The sequence below is a fragment of the Pseudoalteromonas sp. MT33b genome (assembly GCF_014117385.1).
Taxonomy (GTDB): domain Bacteria; phylum Pseudomonadota; class Gammaproteobacteria; order Enterobacterales; family Alteromonadaceae; genus Pseudoalteromonas; species Pseudoalteromonas lipolytica.
In genome coordinates this window covers 815892-833445 of the sequence record NZ_CP059832.1, presented here as the reverse complement: position 1 = coordinate 833445, position 17554 = coordinate 815892, and the positions used below count along the sequence as shown (strand labels likewise).

Sequence of the window (17554 nt, the reverse complement as noted above, 5' to 3'; positions counted from 1 at the left end):
GTGTATTAAGCATTGAGCTGCGGCTCTTTAGTTTCTTTAATTAGCACAAGGCTAAACGCGATCATGGCAAAGTTTGTAGTCACAGGATTAAAGGCTTCAATTAAAAGCGAGGGCTGTAAAATGGCAACAAATAACATTAAGCCAATTAGCGCCAATATGTTTAATACATTGATTAAAATAGAGCGATAGAAAATAAAAAAAAGCACAGCAAAGATGATTTCACCAACACCTGCCGCACGTGTAATCAAACTTGAAATTTCAGGATTAAAACCAAAACTACCTGTCATCTGCTGCTCAAGAGGCGAAATATGCACAAGTTTTGGAAACAACCCATGGTAAAACCAACTAAAGCTGATAATAAAGCGGGCAATTTGAAGTGTCGTTAAATGGTTCATCGTAAAGGCTGAATTATGTGTGCTCTAGCCATTAGAGCACACTGCAAAGACTTATAAAACAGTTGGCTTACCAAAACGGTTTTCTGTTTCATCACCAGCTAAAAAGCCATTCTCAATGAGTGCCCAAATTGGTCCAATCAACGGAATAAAACCAATTAAGACCCACCAACCTGACTTATTACGGTCATGCCAACGTTTTACTTGAATCGCGAGTGAAACCCACATTAGGGGAATGTACATAATGAACGAAATAACCATTACGGCCGATTCACTAGCACCAGAAAGTAGTGCAGCAATAAACATAATCACAAACGTAGCAGCCACTACTCCTAAGAACGCATACCAATACGTTTTACGCGGAATTCGACCACTAAAAGAGAATAAAATTTCTTTTATGCTTAACGTTGTTGATTCTGTAGAGGTTGAAACAAGGTTTGATTCTGGGGCTTGATAAACATTTTCTGACACTGTCATTTCCTTTGAATTGTGTTTTAGCAAACTAACACGACGGTTACCCTGCTGATTTATAATCATTAACTAAGCGAGACTCAGCGCGAATAACATAACATAAATTTAGGTTATTTAGGTACTAAAAAATTACAACTAGCTATTCGCTCTTAGCTTTTACCGCAGGCACGGTATTTAATTAACGTTTCGAAAATAGGTCTAAAACTAACTCTGCCTTAAAATATGCCACAGCATCTTCAACATCGATAAATGTTTTTTGCTGAAACTTTAAGCCTCTTTCAAAGTAAAAAACCTCAAAGTGGGTTTTAGCATCGTAAATACAATAACCTTCAAACTTTGGCAAAGTACCAATAGCGTAAGCACCGGTGCTAACTCGTTTCTCAACTAACTACTTTTCAGCTCAATAAACGCTTGTCGCGCAGCAGTAATCTCTTTATTACGAATACTTAATAACTTATTGAAGCGTTGGAGTAAAAGCAAGTGACCTTTGAAACAATAAAATATGAAGCATTAAAAAGCACCTGAACGGTGCTTTATATTAACTTGGTTGTTGCCAGTATTTTGCGTATAGATTTGGGTAGGTTTGTTTTAAAAACTTGGCTTTATCTTTAAAGCGCTTGCCTTTTGGCTGTTCAAGCCCCGACGGAATAAACGGCAGTTCATCATCATTTCGCTCTTCGTACAGCATACCTGCGATAAGATCATACTCATCTAAATAAGGGTAAGGTTGCTCATTTAAATGATAAACCGGTGTACAGTCAGCGATTGAATCCGGGTTTTCAAGGGCATTTATAAATACCTGCTCGCCACGTGAAATCAGCCAACATAAAAACTCTGAAAATCCGTAATCGTCGTTACAACCTGCCATTACAAAGGCAGCACCGAATAAGTCCCACGTGTAGGCTTTACGCATGCGAAGACTAAACTGCTTATCAAATTCCATCAGCTGTTCATCAGATAAGTCAGTTAGCTTTGCTTTTAATGCATTACATACAGACTCAGGCTCCGCGGTTTTATCTTCTGCGGTAACTAACTGCCAAAACTCAGCTTCGGTTAACACACTCATGATAAAATCTCTTTTACACGACCTACTTGACCATCGTCTAACTGCACTTTTATACCGTGTGGATGGTTAGGTGATTTTGTCAAAATACGTGACACCACACCTTGGGTTAACTGACCTGTTCGTTGATCTTGCTTTAATACAATATTCACTTCACAACCAATAGAAATTTGTGAACGCGTAGGCACTGCCATAGCAAAGTCTCTTTCATTAATTTTTGCCGATTATAGCTATTTGTGGCGCAGTTACCAAACTAAACCCGTGTGATTGACGTGTTTTTAAGCGCTTGATGGGGAATGATATCGTTAAGTCTTTCGATTATAGCGTCTGATTTTCCTTTAATTTGAAAATCATAGCCTTGACCATTTCTATCAAGAATGACCGCTAAGTAATTATCGGCGACTTTAAACTCAGTAATTCGGTTTAATTCAAGCAACTGCTCTTTCGAGCTGTAATAAAACTGCGTTACTTTAAGGTGAGTATTTGTTGCAATTAGCGTATTACTCAGTGCGGTTTTTGCAGCAAATTTATCTGTTGAGCGAACGGCTTGTAGAGCAAAAAAAACGGCAGCAACAAAAGCGCTAAATGATGGAAACGGCAACGCGTCGTCAGACAGTATGCCATAAACACCCACCCCTAAAAACAACACAGACAGTGCTGAATTCAAAGATAACATGTGCTTCGCCGTTAAATTCAAAAACATATTTATTCCTTTAAAAATGAAATTGCCTTCGCGTTTATAGTTATATCTATCGTATTAAGTTCATCAATAATTAAGTTTACTATCAGTTGCTTTTGATTTTCGTTAATTGGCAACGTATTGAAAAAACACTTTATTTTAAGTGATTGAGGCAGTTTTTTTAAGTCAGCGGTATGAGTTAGCCATAAAAACTCACTGACTGTCTCTTTAGCTTGCTCACACGCGTGAGTTAACGCAACACGAATGGCTTTATCAAGGCGTTTTTCGGTTTTAGTCATTTTCAACTTGTTGTTTTTTAAATTCTTCGTAACTGTCTTCTTGGCGTTTTACACACTCGTGATACTCTTTATCTGCTAAGTAATTGCATTCATTTAAACGGGCCGATTGAATTTCGTGATACCGTGCATCAGAGCTACATGCACTCAGCATAACGAATAAGGCTGCTAAAGCCACAAACTTTAAAGCGTTAAAAAACATTAAATTTCCTTTCTTAAGTTATACATTGGCACTGTGTTTTACTGTATATTGCGTGGGTTTAAAATCTTATTACCAAAGGGTCATCTATGATGTTGTCGCAGTTACAAGAGCTGTTTCAGCGTATCGATAAAAGTAAAATTTTTCAATCATTTGTTATCGCGGTCATTGTTATTTCGGCGTTAACTGTTGGCGCGCACACGTACTCGTTACATCCAACCGCAGAAATTGCCTTGCACTGGATGGACATGGGGATCACTGTCTTCTTTCTGATTGAGCTTGTGATCCGCTTTATTGCCAGCCGTGGCATAAAAGACTTTTTTACAAAAGGCTGGAATATTTTCGATTTTATCATCGTCGTCGGAAGCCTTTACCCTGCTGCGGGGTCAACTATTTTCATCGCAAGGCTGTTACGTATTTTCCGCGTTTTGCGATTAGTGTCGATGATCCCAGAGCTGCGATTGTTGGTTAATTCGCTATTAAAAGCCATACCGCAAATGGGCTATATCGCCCTGTTAATGTTCGTTATCTTCTACATATATGCCGCAATGGGTAGCATGTTATTTGCCGATATTAACCCTGTTTTGTGGGGCGATGTGTCAATTTCAATGCTAACTCTATTTCGTATTGCCACCTTTGAAGACTGGACCGACGTAATGTATGAAACCATGGCGGTGTATAAACTAAGCTGGATTTTCTACTTAACGTTTATATTCTTAACTGCATTCGTGTTCTTAAATATGATGGTCGGTGCCATATTAGAAGTCATGTCTGAAGAGCATCGTAATGCACGTGAAGAACAAACGAGCGACGATGACATGCCCGCCACAAAAGGCCAAATTGTTCAATTACAAGCTGAAATGGCAGAGCTAAAACAATTACTTAAAGAAAGAAAATAACTTTTTTATTTAACAGTTTTTAGTTATGAGGCGCTAGAGTGCAAAACCTAGCGCCTTTATTTTATCCACGTTTTTCCACTTTCCATGGTGGATTCAAGCGGTTTTCACCTGCCCAATACAGTTTAATTTTGTTACCTGAAGGGTCTTTCAAAATAGCTTCTGTCCATAAGTAGCGCTGCGCTGTTGGCGGTTGTTCAAAAGTAATTCCCTTTTTAACAAGGCTCGAGTAAAGAGCATCAAGATGTTCTTCTTCAAAATAGATAACAGCATGACTCTTAAAGTCCCCGCTTTCTAACGACAGCGAAAATGTCGCGTCTCCATTGGTACATTTAAAACGCGCGTAGTGAGGTGTATCTACAATTTGAATAAAACCAAGAGTTAAATAAAAAGCCACCGCCTCATTCATGTTTTTTACTGGTAACGTGACTTGATTAAGCTTCATTTGCTACTTCTGATTAATTAGATTTCGTTGTGCCAGCATATCCCGAATAACTAAATAAGCAAAAGATAAGCGTGAATAACGTATTAAATAACTGATAAGCTCACAGCTTTCATATTCGAGTGGGCAGCTGTGAGTCATACTGTAAGGCATCATGAAGCGCTCAAAAGGGTTTTCCCCTTGCCATTTAAAACTGAATAAACGTTCTATTTCTGTTTATACAAAAAGGGCCGTGCACCCGCCATAAGTGATAACCAACAAGGGCAATGATGATTATATGTATTTTTATACGTATTTTAATCGCCACCTTGCTGGCCTAATACATGCAATAACTCAGTTAAAGGCAACGACTTGTAAAAGTACCAACCTTGACCTTGAACCTGATAGTCGTCATTGTAATTTTTAATAAAGTTAAATTCTTCAACTGTCTCAACCCCCTCAAAAATAACAGTGCGGTTTAGGTTTGTTATTAATGACATAATGGCTAACAACATTTCTTGCTTCAACTCATCAGATATTGATTGAGTGAAAACCTTGTCTATTTTGATCACATCAAAATTGATTTCGGTTAACCACACTAGGTTTGAAACTCCTGTTCCAAAATCATCAAGAGAAATAGAGAAGCCGTATGTTTTAGCTTTTGAAGCAAAACATGACAATTCGTCCAATGGAAGCTCTATTCGCTCGGTGATTTCAATTTTGATTTGCTGTGGTTTTATTTTATTTTCAGTGCATAAATCATATAAATAATCTAAATACTCTTTTGTTTGTATTTCATAGGCGTTAATGTTGATTGCCACGCTGAAATCAGAATCAGCACGTAAAACTGGCGAAAGTTCATTAAGCGCTTTTTTGACCGAGTTATACGCAAGAGTTGGATACAAACTTAGCTGCTCTGCAATACCTAAAAAAAGCTCTGGCGAAACATTACCGTAAACAGAATCTTTCCACCTTATCAAACTTTCTACACCAATAATTTTGTTACTTTTTAGCTCGAGTATTGGCTGATACTCCAAATATAATTCTTCGTTTTCAATGGCTTTACGAAACCTAAATTCCATTGAGTGGCTTTTATCTAAGTATGAACAAATTGAATAAGCAATTAAAAAGCTAATCAATCCTATTAAACCGATTAATAGAGCAGAAATGTAAAAAGGGAAATACAGTAAGCCAGGCCGGTTATTGTATGTCTCAATGCAGTATTGGAATTGAGTGCTACAAGTTTCTACCACTTGCGGTTTAAGCAGTGTATCTGTTTTAAACTGGTAGTGTGCCGCATAGTTATGAAAGGTGTATTTTCTATTCTTTGAAATAATTTTATATGAAAAATTTTTATTTAATTGATCAAAGTTTTTAAAAGGGGCATTAATTGTAAAGGCAATTACACTCCCTTTATTTGTAATGTCATATTTCGCTGCAACAGGAAAAATATTCGCAACTTGAGAAGCAAAATAGTAGCCCGATGGAGAATGATACAAAACACTGTCAAGTGGCGTTGAATCAGCAAGAAGTCCCCAATTTGCTGAGCAATTAACTTTATTATTAAAAATCAAACCTAAGTCATGCGTAAATTCATGTTTAGAAAGAATAATGCGCAACTTATTGATTGTCTGAGCATCACACTCAAGAGGAGATAATGCTGAAGCCTCCTGAATAGAAGAGCCTAAATCGCTTGATATGTCTTCTGCTTTTGATAACAAAGATTGCGAAAATTCCTTTTGATAGCTGACTTGCAGATAACTAACCAGAAGGTGAAAAGCAACAACGAGAAAAAGCATTAAACAAATAATATAGAGTGCTTGATTATTTTGAGCTGATTTTAGTATTTTTCTCGTCATATTTAACTTATACGCTTTACAGTCTAAACCTCAAATTAGCCTTTATGTATTACCAAATCAATAAAAAGTAATAAAATGGAAACAGAGTAAGTGTAACTACCTACTAAACCCCGAGATGAATTAGAAAAGACAACATTAGGCTGTTGCACCTCATACCTTAAATTTACCCACTAAGTCTGTCAGTAAATGAGACAGCTGATTAAGTCTTTCACCATTTTGACGCGCACTCTGTGCAATGTCACTTACATCGTCTGCCGCATTTTTAATTTCGACAACATTGCGGTTTATGTCTTCTGCTACATGCTGCTCCTCGGCTGCAGTCGCTATTTGTGTGTTAAGGTCACTAATATTGACAATAGACGATGTGATCTCGCTAAACTGCTGTTGCGCAGAATGTGCAAGCCCAACGGTTTTATGAGTGCGGTTTCAACTTGCGGCCATTTCTTTGGATACTTGGTCAGACATTTTGCGAAGCGTACTAAGTTGGGTTGCTATTTCCTCCGTTGACTCAGACGTTCTTTGCGACAGCGCACGAACCTCATCAGCAACCACAGCAAATCCACGACCGTGATCGCCCGCTCGAGCAGCCTCTATTGCAGCATTCAGTGCTAATAAGTTTGTTTGCTCAGCAATGCCTCTTATGACACTGAGAATCGACATGATATTTTCACTTTCAGCATCAAGCTGAGTGATATCTTGAGTCGCTTTTGTTATCACAGTAGAAAGCGACACAACACTCTCTACAGTTTCTGAAATGAGATTTTGTCCAAGCTCAGAAGCATGCTGTGTTTGCGTTGCAAGTTCTGCTGCATTCGCACAACTTGCGGAGACCTCATTGGCTGTCGCAGCCATTTCATTAATTGCAGTCGCTGCCATTTCAAGAGCTTGTTGTTGCTGTGTTGTAGAATCAGATAGTTGTGAGGCTTGTGAGATGTTCATTGTAGACTTCCAACTAAGTACTTACGAAAATATAGTGAGGTGGTTGCAATTGAGCAAATAAATAGTTGGAAATTTATTAGGCACAAAGTTGGGTAGGCAAAGTCGTTCAAGTCTTTAATTTATTTATGATATGACAATAGGTTGACAGATATACATTGTAGACTAGCTTTACCTCTAGTAATGAAACAAATATTTAACAAACCAAGCGCTAATGACCTTCCAACCAATTGGCAGCTTTTGCAGGATGCAAATTAGCTGCCTATTCCAATTTCGTGTTTAAGCATATAGCGCAATAAAGCCTGTGCATCTGAGTGTGTATCAGCTTGTAACCCTGCAACAACACCTTGTTGATCCGCTGCTGACTTGTGTTGGCCAAGTTTTTCTTTTGCTTGTACTGACTGAACATTAATTTTAATTCCGACAATACCGCGCAGTAGTTTTGCTTGGTAATCAGCAGGTAGCAAGTCGGTATCGTGTAAAATACTCGGCTCATACTGGCTAATTAACTCATCTAAGCAGGCTAAGGTATTCTCATCATCCAGATATTCAACCTCACCTTGAACATGGACCGCAGCGTAGTTCCACGTCGACACAGCAGGTTTTTCTGCATACCAGGTTGGAGATATATAGCTATGCGGACCACTAAAAACCACTAATACGCAGGTTTTATCTAAGCCCTTACCATGACGATTTGCACGTGATACATGACCATACAAGGTCCCCAATTCCCCCTCATCAGCTTTGTATACTAAAGGCAAATGTGTGGCTTCAAATTCACTGTCTACCATCAACGCAAAGCTATAGGTTTTTATAAATTGTGAGACTCGCTCCGGTGTCATTTTCCACTTGCTGGGTGTGTGCATTACTTTCCTTTATTGCTTAAAAAGGCCAGCAAAGTGCCAGCCTGATTTAACTATTACAACTTAATTTTAGCCATCAACAATTATGCGTAGCATACGACGAAGTGGTTCAGCAGCACCCCATAACAGTTGGTCACCAACCGTAAATGCACTGATATATTCTGGGCCCATAGCTAATTTACGAATACGGCCTACCGGAATAGACAACGTGCCAGTCACTTTAACAGGTGTTAGGTCTGTTGCTGTAATATCGCGGTCGTTTGGAATAACTTTGACCCATTCATTGTGAGACGCAAGAATTTCTTCGATTTTTTCTACGCTGATATCTTTACGCAATTTAATGGTCATTGCTTGCGAGTGGCATCGCATTGCGCCAATACGAACACACAAGCCATCAACCGGGACAGGCTGCTTGCTGGTGCCCAAAATTTTATTAGCTTCGACTTGCGCTTTCCACTCTTCTTTACTTTGACCGCTTGGCATTGGCACATCAATCCAAGGGATAAGGCTACCCGCCAAAGGCACGCCAAATTGGTCTTGTGGTAAATCGCTTGATGCAATTTTTTCGGTGACTAATTTGTCAATTTCAAGAATAGCGGCATTAGGATCAGCCAGTTTGTCAGCAACCGTTTCGTGAATTGCGCCCATTTGTGCAATTAACTCTTTCATGTTGCGAGCACCGGCGCCTGAAGCTGCTTGATATGTCATTGGGCTGACCCATTCAATCAAGTCTTGTTCAAATAATCCACCAAGCGCAAGTAACATAAGTGATACAGTACAATTGCCGCCAACAAAGGTTTTAACCCCCTGCTCTAACCCTTGTTCAATCACATCTTTGTTTACAGGGTCAAGCACGATAATACTGTCGTCACTCATACGCAGTGCCGACGCAGCATCAATCCAATAACCTTGCCAACCAGACTCGCGCAACTGCGGGTAAACGGCTTTTGTGTAATCGCCGCCTTGGCAGGTAACAATAATATCCATTTGCGAAAGCGCAGTAATGTCGTTTGCATCAAGAAGTGGTTTTGCTGGGCCCGCAATATCAGGGCCTAATTGACCGGTTTGTGAGGTGGTGAAAAAAGTCGTGTCGATTTGAGAAAAATCATTTTCTTGCTGCATACGATCCAATAACACAGAGCCAACCATGCCCCGCCAACCGACTAATCCTACTTTTTTCATTGTTTTTTCCACTGTTTGATTCATTCCAAGTACCTAAGCTGTTAAAAATTAAAATCCATTGCGTAAGAGTTTAATTTTTACAGAGCTAATCTAGCATTGTGAATGGCACAAAACCAGCGCAGATAATGGAACTTAAAATTATTTCATATTATTTTATTTAATTAATGGGCAGTCTGTTGGCAATACAAGGTTTACTGCATTAGCACAGACTTTAAATGTTTGTTGTTTTGAGGTAATTGGCTCGCCATCGAGGTTAATTGGCATTTCAGTTTGCGTTTGCCATTCAAGCCAAGGCACTTGATAGCGTTTCACCCACTTTTGTGAAGAATTGGGGTAGTTGCTTAACTCTTCGATAACCGCAGGCACATCTGAAATTGCAAATGAGGTGAAAGCAACAAGATCAACCATGCCATCATTAATATACGCATCGGGTGCGAGTAACTGTCCGCCACCGGCTTGTCGGCCATTACACACGGCAGCGGCAATGATCTCACCGGAACTGTGCTGACCATCGGGCAAAGAAAGTTGACCACTGTAAGGAACAAAGCTCAGCGCTTGAACAAGCCCAGCGAGTGTATATGCACCGCCGCCAAGCAAATTTTTAAGTGCTGGCGGTGTGGTGGCGGTAATTTTTGCCCCAAAGCCTGCACTGGCAACATTAATAAAAAATCGTTTATCGACTTCAACAACATCCACTTCTTGAGTATGTCCTTCAAAAGCCAACGTGAGCGCCGACAAGTATTCAGTCGGAATGTTTGCAGAGCAAGCAAAGTCATTTGCCGTCCCCATTGGGAGTATGGCAAGTGCTGGTCTTTGAGAATGCTCAATTTTCATTAAGGCGTTCACAGCTTCGTTGACCGTGCCGTCACCACCAGCAACAATAACCCGTTTTACGCCCTCTTTATTTGCCTCGTAAATCAGTCGCTCAACATCGCCTCCTTCATAGGTTACTCGAACCTCTAACGGGGTTGTTTGTCGAAATTTAGAGACGGCTTCGCGTAATTGCTCATTGCCTGCTTTTTTACCATTTAAAATTAATCGTAGGCTCATTCTTAATCCCTATTATGACAACTAAGCTCTACCATAACATGCAATGCTGTTTACTCAATACGGATACAAAAAAGCCCCGCTATTGCATAATGCAGATCAGTTAAGCATATTTTTATGATCACTTGACTGATCTTTTCATAGCTTCACAATCCGATATTAGAAATAGTATCGGATTTTTTTATGTCTCTAATTCAACACTTCGATGATATGTCCTCCTTTTTAGATGATGTACATACACTCGACAAACTTAAGCAGGTTCTTGACCCTGATATTCTTGAACAAGCATTTGAACATGCGGGAGTTGCCACTGTTCGTAAAAGGCGGTTACCGCTAGAAGCTATTATGTGGTCTGTAATTGGAATGAGTTTATTCCGAAACGAAACTGTGTGGGATATTGCTAACAGACTCGACATATCCTTGCCTGGAAAAAACAAATTAGTAGCGCCGAGTGCGCTCGTGCAAGGTCGCCAAAGGTTGGGTTACGAAGCAGTCCAACAAACATTTCAATTACTTTCACATAAAGTGTTTGCCACCCAGCCTTTTGAGCAGTGGTGTGGACTTAATTTACTTGCAGTGGATGGCGTTAGCTTCCGAACTCATGATAATCAAGAAAACCGAGAAAAGTTTGGCAGTGACAGTAATCAGCATGGAGAAGTCAGCTATCCACAAATTCGAATGTGTAGCTTAATGGAAGTATCTAGCCACTTATTGTTAGACAGTAGTTTTGATGCCCGTTGTGTAGGCGAAATGAGCTTAGCTCAACGTCTATTACCAGCCGTACCGGATAACTCTCTGACCTTGTTTGACCGTGGTTATTACTCATTAGGGCTACTTTATCAATGGCAAAGCCAAGGAAAAAACTCTCACTGGATGTTGCCAGCAAGGAAGGATTTACAGTATCAAGTTGAACACAGTATCAGTGACAATGATAAGATTGTTACCTTATCTACAAGCCTTCAGGCGAGAAAGAAGTTTGAGTCATTACCAGATACCATAACGGCAAGATTAACCACTTATAAAGCTGATGGAAAAAGCTATCGTGTTCTGAGTTCGCTTATTGACCCTTTACGATTTCCGCATGACGAATTAATAGAGGTTTATACACAACGCTGGGAAATTGAGCTGGCGTTTAGAGAAATAAAGCAGGGATTGAATCACAGCAAACATACATTACGTAGTAAGAAGCCAGACATGGTACGCCAAGAGTTATGGGGATTACTACTCGCTTACAACTTAATACGCATAATCATGCTTGATGCAACTAAAGAAGAAGATATCTTGCCTACTCAATTAAGCTTTAGCCAATCTATGCGGCAGGTAATCGCTTTCTTCATGTTTACGCCAATACATAGTGCAAGTAAGTTACCTGTTCATTATGATGAGTTACTGACAACACTTAGGTTGTTTATCTTACCCGATAGGCTACCAGACAGGCATTATCCAAGGGTGATAAGAAGGAAACCAAATAAGTATCCTTACAAAAGAAAATGCCAGTCAGCTCTTAACTGACTGGCATTACGCTATTGCAGGGCTAAATCAACGTTAGGATTTATTATTGTATCCTTCCTTGGGCAGAGTATTAGAACTGATATTTGTACTCAATTGAGAACTCAGTGCCTTTCTCTTTCGAACGCGTTAAAGTACCGGCTGACTCTATTTCAGATTTTGCGCCCAAGATATTCGTCACTTTGAACTTCAAGCTTGAGTTGAAATCAGGGAAATAGGTGTAGTTAAAGTCTAAAGAATGAAATGGTTGCTCCATCCAATCTTCCTGACCTTCAATACCTGGAATAATGATTCGCTCACCAAATACGTTATAGATTAGCGTAGAGGCATGCTGACCACTTGGTGCGTCATAGCCTAACTGCATATTCACAACATATTTTGAATGACCCGTCATGCGACGTGTTGTATTTGTAACCGCTGCAGAAACCCCTGTTTGTTCAACAATCGCCTGACGGTCGATGTTGATTTCTGAGTCACTTAGAGTCACGTTACCTGTCATGAACACGTCTTGCCAGAATCCACCTAAGAAAGCAAAATCTTTCAGGTATTCAAATTCAACACCAGCAACATAACCATCTTCTGCATTCGCAATACGTACCAGTGGTGGACCATCTTGAGCTGGTGATTGAACAGACTCAATTGGATCAACCATGTCTTTATAGAACACACCAATAGAGAAGTTCTCGCCCGTATCAAAATAGTTTTCCCAGCGGAAATCATAGTTTTTGATTTGGGTTGTACGTAGACCTGGCGTACCACCTACAGGGTATTCAGTAAGCGGATCGATATAAGTCGCGTCAGAAATCTCACGTAAATCTGGGCGAACAACCGTTTCACCGTAACTTAAGCGCCATTGCGTTTCGTCGTTTTGCACATAAGTTAAAGCAAGTGCGCTATAAACGTCGTCTTCACGAAATGCGAGTTGATCTAACTCATCGTAATCAATTGAAGATGCAAGACCACCAGTAAATGGGTCAAGAGGAACAGATACTTGACGGAAATCTTCCCACCTTAAACCGCCACTGATCCGCCATGTGTTATTGAAGAATAAATCTGCTTCAAAGTAATAAGCATCTACTTTTTGCGCAGACTTGTAGTCATCCCCAGAAACCGTTGTATCGTTTAAGATTGGCTGTGTCAGTGTTGCATTAGTAAGTACATCATCAGATAAAATTGTATTCAGCTCACTACCCGTTAAATCAACATCTGAAAAAGCACGTGTATTAATATCAAAACGGCGGTTTGTCGCAGAACGCTCCTTAGAAATAAAGTCTGCACCCGATTTAAGCTCGATATCAATGCCCTCTAACATAATAGGCAGTGTAAAGTTAAAACCGTAGTTTTCTACTTCATCGTCCAAATCTTGGAATGTATAACGCGCCGCGGTTGTCGCATTGGTTAATGCACTTTCATTGACAGTATCGTAAAAGCCGTCTTCATTTGCATCAGTAACAATGAAGCGAGTTTCCATGTTACCTGGTGCATAACGGTTTGAACGACCCATTGAGTACTTCCAATCAAAGCCCGCGTAATTTAACCATTCAAAGGTATGCATACCCTTTAATTGATTAACAATTAACTCACGCTCTTCATAACGCACATCATACGAACGAACACGTTTGTTATCTGACGTGTTGTTATTTTGGTCTATTCCTAAACGGTCTGATATTTGATCTTCAGTATCCCGTAAGATTAAGGCTGTGTAGTCAATTTTGTGCGCTTTATCATACTCTACACCGACAGTGATCATGCCAGATGTTTTAACTGTATGCTCGGTACTAAGCACTTGGTCATAACCACGGATCATGGTTGTTGAATTGTCACCAATTAAGAAACCTTGACCTTGATATTCGTCTGCAACAACATGCTTATTATCGTAGCTAAACGACGATAAGAAACCGTAGCGCCATTTATCTGATTCAACGCTATTACCTAACGTTGCAGTGAACTTAGTATTGGGATCAACCTTTGCTGATTTTGGATCATAATCGCGATTTAACGACATCGCTAAAGCGCGGCTTTGCTCAGGTGTTAAATCATCAAGCGATTGACCGCTTTGATATACATCTAGTATAGGACGAGGGATTTCACGCGTACCATCGTCAACACCATACCAATCATCAGAGCCACCGTTGTACTCAAGACCATCGTCAAAATTGTTGGTGTTATAGCCAAGCTGACCTGATACATCAAAAACAAATTGGTCTGGAATGCTTTTTAAGCGGATATCAACGTTACCACCACCAAAAGATGCAGGCATCGATGGTGAATATGATTTTTGTACTGATAAGCTTTCAATAATACCTGATGGAAATAAATCCAGTGGTAATACAGAACGTGTTGGGTCTGGGCTTGGTACAGCAGAGTTATTGAGCTGTGTACTTGAATAACGCTCACCAAGACCACGAACATAAATGAACTTACCATCAACAAGTGTTAAACCTGTTACACGGCGAAGCGCTGCTGCAGCGTCACTATCACCACTACGAGAAATTTGCTCAGCACCCATAATATCAGCAACGAAAGCTTGCTGTTTGCGCTCTTCTAGAACAGCTGTTGCAGTGCCTTTCAACCGACTTGCACTTACAACAACTTCTTCGAGAACAGCTTCTTCGTCGGCTTCAGCTGCGTGTACCGAGACAGTCAAGCCACATAAAATGGCTGCACTGAGTGCTGTTAAGCTGAACTGTTTTGAATATTGTTTCATGTTTACCTCTATCTGAAATACGTTACAGAAAGTTATTTAAAGGTGCTAAACGCACTGTTTAGCACCTCGCTTACTGTGTTATTCCAGACCTACCGTCCAACCTTCAGTCCAGTTGTTATCAGCAGATACTGCACCAATGTGCGTTGTTGTATCAAAGAAACCGTCGATTGCTTTAACGTCTGTCGCTGTGGTTGTATCGATAGTAAAAATACCATTTACAACTTGCGTTTGACCTGTAGCAACTAAGTTACCTAATGTGTTTGTCCACCAGTTCTCAACACTGAAATCTACACCGCTTGGGTCTTTGAAGTTTTCAGAACATGCAATCACTGATGATTTAATCATTAACGTACCATCTTGTGCATTCTTAACTGTTTCACTTTCACCAGAAGCAGCGCCTTCAATCTCAAGACACTCGCCCATGCCCTCAGGACCCGTTACGATTGCGTTATAGATTTGCGCGCCAGTTCCTTCACGGAAGTACATACCTTCACCGTCATCTTCACCTTTAAAGGTGTTACCGATAATTGTTAAGTTAGCGATTGTTGGGTTAGATTTAGGTGTTTTAGAAGGTGAAGAACCATCGTTGTCGGCTTCGATACCGCGGTTTGCATCTGAGTTATCAGCTGCTTGCTTAACAAGGATGTGCTGCATTTTACCTTGGAAACCATTGTCCCAGTCGATGCTGTCATCTTGAATGCTTGTTAGTACTAAGTACTTCGCTTGTACGTTACCACCGAAGAACTCAACACCGTCATCCGCATTTTGGTGAACTTGCACATACTCAACAGTAGTACCAGAACCAACACCACCGAACGTGATACCGTTTAATTCGTTATCTGGTGCGATTTCGTAACCACCATTCATCACACGAACATAGCGAAGCGTACCTGAGTTATCTGTTGTATCAGTACCACCGAACACCGCACCTGACTCAACACCTTCAACTTGAAGTGCACAATCGCCTTCTGCTGGACACTTGTTTGATGGTGCATTACCAAGAAGAACTAAACCACCCCATTGACCAGCGGCTGTAGTACCACCCATAACATCTTGGCTTGAAGTGAACGAGATTGGCTCATCTTTAGTACCATTAGCATTAATTTTCGAACCACGGCTAATTACTAAATAATCATCACCTGTACGGCCATATACTGTTACGCCTGGCTCGATTGTTAAAGTAGCTGAATCAGCATTATCTTCACCTACAAATACTGCACCGCTTAATGCGTAGTAGTTACCCGCAGTAAGAGTTAAATCAGCGGTAATGCGACCAGACACTTCACATGTTGTTGTGCTGCCATCAACTGGAGAAATTGACGTTGTACCTGATGGACAACCTGCTACAGCTGCTGGTGCAGTTACTTCACCGCCGCCGTAACCAAATGCCCAACCTTCACGCCAGTCATCTGAGTCATTTAATGCACCAACAAAGTCAACTGTATCAAAGAACGCATCAACAGTATTTGCTACATCTTGGCCCGCGCCTAGTAATGGAGAACCCGCAATTGGTTGACCGTTTGCACCAAGCATTGGCTTATCATTGATTACGTTACCTGATTGTGCTGTAAACCACGTTTCAAGCTCTAGTAATGAATTACCGCTACCATCAACTGGGTTTTTGAAGTTTTCGCCATTGGTACACGACATAAACGTGTTTTGCATTAAGATAGTGCCATCGTTAGCATTGTTAACTGTTTCGCTTGCACCGTCTTCAGCACCTTCAATTTCTAAACACTCACCCATTTCGTCAGAGCCAGTGATCACAGAGTTGTAAAGGTGTAAACCTGTACCTTCACGAAGGTAGATACCTTCTGCATCGTCTTCACCGTCGAAGTTGTTACCGATGATTGTTAAGTTAGAAATGATTGGTAATGATTTTGGTTCTTTAGAAGGTGTGCTACCGTCGTTATCTGCTTCGATACCACGGTTTGCATCTGTTGAATCTGGATCTTGTTCAACATAAACGAATTGCATTTTACCTTGGTAACCATTATCCCAGTCGATGCTATCATCGTCGATGCTTGTTAATACAACGTGCTTCAGATTTACCGCACCACCGAAGAATTCAACACCATCATCTGAGTTGTTATGAACTTGTAAGTACTCAACCGTTGTACCAGATCCAACAGCACCAAATGTAATACCATTTAGTTCATTATCTGGTGCAATTTCATAACCCGCATTTTTAACAACAACGTACTTTAAAGTACCTGAACTATCTGTATTGTCTGTACCGCCGAATACAGCACCTGATTCAACACCTTCAACTTGTAGAGCACAATCGCCTTCAGCAGGACACTTATTAGAGATACCGTTACCAAGAAGCACCATACCGCCCCATTGGCCAGCTGATGTTTCTTCACCAGTTACGTCTTGTTTAGAAGTAAAGATAATTGGGTCATTTTTCGTCCCTGTCGCTTCAATTTTTGAATCACGGCTTACAACTAAATAATCAGAACCATTATTACCAAATACAACGGCACCTGGTTCGATAGTTAATGTTGCACTGTCTGCTTTATCGTTACCAACGAAAACAGCACCATCAAGGGCCCAGAATGCGTCTGTCGATAATGTAGTATCTTCTGTGATTACACCTGAAAGAACTTGTACTGTTACATCACGACCTAATGCAGCAGATACTTCGTTCGAAAGGCTTTGGCTGTATACACCGGGTAATTCTTCCGTGGTTGGTGGTGTAGTTGGGTTAGTAGGTGTAGTTGGTTGTTCGACCGTTTCTTCTACGTTGATGTTGATATCACCACCGCCACAACCTGCTAGTGAGATTGCTGTCGCTACAAGACTAACCTTGAATAAGCCAGATAATTTCATTGTTCACTCCGTTAAGATAGATATTTAATTATTGTGTTAGCGCATAAACTCAAGTCACCAAAAAGCACTGTAAAGTAATGCTTTTGGGTCACTTGAGTTTTAAACTGCGACTACCTTACGGGAGCTGTATGACAAAGTGGTTACATTTTAATAAACATAAAATGACAATGTAATTGACTTTAAAATTAGAGGGTTAACTTAA

At 40.4% G+C, this 17554-nt stretch carries 16 protein-coding genes and 1 pseudogene; 2 read left to right on the top strand and 15 right to left on the bottom strand.

Annotated features, from left to right (window positions below; all coding sequences use genetic code 11):
* Positions 1 to 5: 5 nt before the first annotated feature.
* From H3302_RS19630 to H3302_RS19600, 7 genes are all read right to left on the bottom strand, one after another.
* Positions 6 to 395 (bottom strand): DoxX-like family protein, encoded by a 390-nt coding sequence (locus H3302_RS19630; RefSeq protein ID WP_182396572.1) that lies wholly within the window; start codon positions 393 to 395, stop codon positions 6 to 8.
* Between the two features lie 51 nt (positions 396 to 446).
* Positions 447 to 863, bottom strand: a complete 417-nt coding sequence (locus H3302_RS19625) for a DUF805 domain-containing protein (RefSeq protein ID WP_220469631.1) — start codon at positions 861 to 863, stop codon at positions 447 to 449.
* Between the two features lie 538 nt (positions 864 to 1401).
* The gene (locus tag H3302_RS19620; RefSeq protein ID WP_036971836.1) at positions 1402 to 1929 is read right to left on the bottom strand and encodes a DUF4240 domain-containing protein; all 528 of its coding nucleotides are present in this window, start codon (positions 1927 to 1929) and stop codon (positions 1402 to 1404) included.
* On the bottom strand, positions 1926 to 2120 hold the full coding sequence (locus tag H3302_RS19615; RefSeq protein ID WP_036971837.1) for a YwbE family protein: 195 nt from the start codon (positions 2118 to 2120) through the stop codon (positions 1926 to 1928). Before H3302_RS19615 ends, H3302_RS19620 begins: the two co-directional genes overlap by 4 nt.
* Before the next feature lie 59 nt (positions 2121 to 2179).
* Entirely contained in the window at positions 2180 to 2629 is a 450-nt protein-coding gene (locus H3302_RS19610; protein ID WP_065979093.1) for a hypothetical protein, read from the bottom strand.
* A 2-nt stretch (positions 2630 to 2631) separates the two neighbouring features.
* Entirely contained in the window at positions 2632 to 2904 is a 273-nt protein-coding gene (locus tag H3302_RS19605) for a hypothetical protein (RefSeq protein WP_036971841.1), read from the bottom strand.
* Entirely contained in the window at positions 2897 to 3103 is a 207-nt protein-coding gene (locus H3302_RS19600; RefSeq protein ID WP_036971843.1) for a hypothetical protein, read from the bottom strand. Before H3302_RS19600 ends, H3302_RS19605 begins: the two co-directional genes overlap by 8 nt.
* Positions 3104 to 3192: 89 nt before the next feature.
* Between H3302_RS19600 and H3302_RS19595 the strand changes: the two genes are divergently transcribed.
* Positions 3193 to 3999, top strand: coding sequence for an ion transporter (locus H3302_RS19595; RefSeq protein ID WP_174403887.1), 807 nt, complete (start codon positions 3193 to 3195; stop codon positions 3997 to 3999).
* A 61-nt stretch (positions 4000 to 4060) separates the two neighbouring features.
* Here H3302_RS19595 and H3302_RS19590 read toward each other — a convergent pair whose 3' ends face one another.
* The 6 genes and pseudogenes from H3302_RS19590 to yegS all read right to left on the bottom strand — a co-directional run bounded on the left by H3302_RS19590 (position 4061) and on the right by yegS (position 10307).
* Positions 4061 to 4441, bottom strand: coding sequence for a VOC family protein (locus tag H3302_RS19590; RefSeq protein WP_065979092.1), 381 nt, complete (start codon positions 4439 to 4441; stop codon positions 4061 to 4063).
* A 293-nt stretch (positions 4442 to 4734) separates the two neighbouring features.
* Positions 4735 to 6276 (bottom strand): EAL domain-containing protein, encoded by a 1542-nt coding sequence (locus H3302_RS19585; protein WP_182396571.1) that lies wholly within the window; start codon positions 6274 to 6276, stop codon positions 4735 to 4737.
* Positions 6277 to 6426: 150 nt separating this feature from the next.
* Positions 6427 to 7221: pseudogene (locus H3302_RS20025) on the bottom strand (methyl-accepting chemotaxis protein); the annotation flags it as partial.
* 245 nt (positions 7222 to 7466) lie between these two features.
* Positions 7467 to 8078 carry an FMN-binding negative transcriptional regulator gene (locus H3302_RS19575; protein ID WP_182396570.1) on the bottom strand — a complete coding sequence of 204 codons (612 nt, stop codon included), beginning with the start codon at positions 8076 to 8078 and terminating at the stop codon, positions 7467 to 7469.
* 66 nt (positions 8079 to 8144) lie between these two features.
* Entirely contained in the window at positions 8145 to 9281 is a 1137-nt protein-coding gene (gene asd / locus H3302_RS19570) for an aspartate-semialdehyde dehydrogenase (RefSeq protein ID WP_065979090.1), read from the bottom strand.
* A gap of 129 nt (positions 9282 to 9410) precedes the next feature.
* A complete protein-coding gene (gene yegS, locus H3302_RS19565; RefSeq protein ID WP_074989098.1) occupies positions 9411 to 10307 on the bottom strand; it encodes a lipid kinase YegS in 897 nt (298 codons plus the stop codon).
* 180 nt (positions 10308 to 10487) lie between these two features.
* Between yegS and H3302_RS19560 the strand changes: the two genes are divergently transcribed.
* A complete protein-coding gene (locus H3302_RS19560; protein ID WP_182396224.1) occupies positions 10488 to 11816 on the top strand; it encodes an IS4 family transposase in 1329 nt (442 codons plus the stop codon).
* 70 nt (positions 11817 to 11886) lie between these two features.
* Here the strand turns inward: H3302_RS19560 and H3302_RS19555 are convergent, their stop codons facing one another.
* Together H3302_RS19555 and H3302_RS19550 are read right to left on the bottom strand one after the other, a co-directional pair.
* Positions 11887 to 14520, bottom strand: a complete 2634-nt coding sequence (locus H3302_RS19555; protein WP_075593299.1) for a TonB-dependent receptor domain-containing protein — start codon at positions 14518 to 14520, stop codon at positions 11887 to 11889.
* 78 nt (positions 14521 to 14598) lie between these two features.
* On the bottom strand, positions 14599 to 17352 hold the full coding sequence (locus tag H3302_RS19550) for a hypothetical protein (protein WP_075593298.1): 2754 nt from the start codon (positions 17350 to 17352) through the stop codon (positions 14599 to 14601).
* Positions 17353 to 17554: the final 202 nt, after the last annotated feature.

Bases quoted from the DNA above. Each gene is read 5' to 3' on its own strand.
- H3302_RS19555 (WP_075593299.1), bottom strand. From the start codon at position 14,520: ATGAAACAATATTCAAAACAGTTCAGCTTAACAGCACTCAGTGCAGCC.
- asd (WP_065979090.1), bottom strand. From the start codon at position 9,281: ATGAATCAAACAGTGGAAAAAACAATGAAAAAAGTAGGATTAGTCGGT.
- H3302_RS19630 (WP_182396572.1), bottom strand. From the start codon at position 395: ATGAACCATTTAACGACACTTCAAATTGCCCGCTTTATTATCAGCTTT.
- H3302_RS19575 (WP_182396570.1), bottom strand. From the start codon at position 8,078: ATGCACACACCCAGCAAGTGGAAAATGACACCGGAGCGAGTCTCACAA.
- H3302_RS19615 (WP_036971837.1), bottom strand. From the start codon at position 2,120: ATGGCAGTGCCTACGCGTTCACAAATTTCTATTGGTTGTGAAGTGAAT.
- yegS (WP_074989098.1), bottom strand. From the start codon at position 10,307: ATGAGCCTACGATTAATTTTAAATGGTAAAAAAGCAGGCAATGAGCAA.
- H3302_RS19590 (WP_065979092.1), bottom strand. From the start codon at position 4,441: ATGAAGCTTAATCAAGTCACGTTACCAGTAAAAAACATGAATGAGGCG.
- H3302_RS19585 (WP_182396571.1), bottom strand. From the start codon at position 6,276: ATGACGAGAAAAATACTAAAATCAGCTCAAAATAATCAAGCACTCTAT.
- H3302_RS19560 (WP_182396224.1), top strand. From the start codon at position 10,488: ATGTCTCTAATTCAACACTTCGATGATATGTCCTCCTTTTTAGATGAT.
- H3302_RS19605 (WP_036971841.1), bottom strand. From the start codon at position 2,904: ATGACTAAAACCGAAAAACGCCTTGATAAAGCCATTCGTGTTGCGTTA.
- H3302_RS19620 (WP_036971836.1), bottom strand. From the start codon at position 1,929: ATGAGTGTGTTAACCGAAGCTGAGTTTTGGCAGTTAGTTACCGCAGAA.
- H3302_RS19600 (WP_036971843.1), bottom strand. From the start codon at position 3,103: ATGTTTTTTAACGCTTTAAAGTTTGTGGCTTTAGCAGCCTTATTCGTT.
- H3302_RS19595 (WP_174403887.1), top strand. From the start codon at position 3,193: ATGTTGTCGCAGTTACAAGAGCTGTTTCAGCGTATCGATAAAAGTAAA.
- H3302_RS19550 (WP_075593298.1), bottom strand. From the start codon at position 17,352: ATGAAATTATCTGGCTTATTCAAGGTTAGTCTTGTAGCGACAGCAATC.
- H3302_RS19610 (WP_065979093.1), bottom strand. From the start codon at position 2,629: ATGTTTTTGAATTTAACGGCGAAGCACATGTTATCTTTGAATTCAGCA.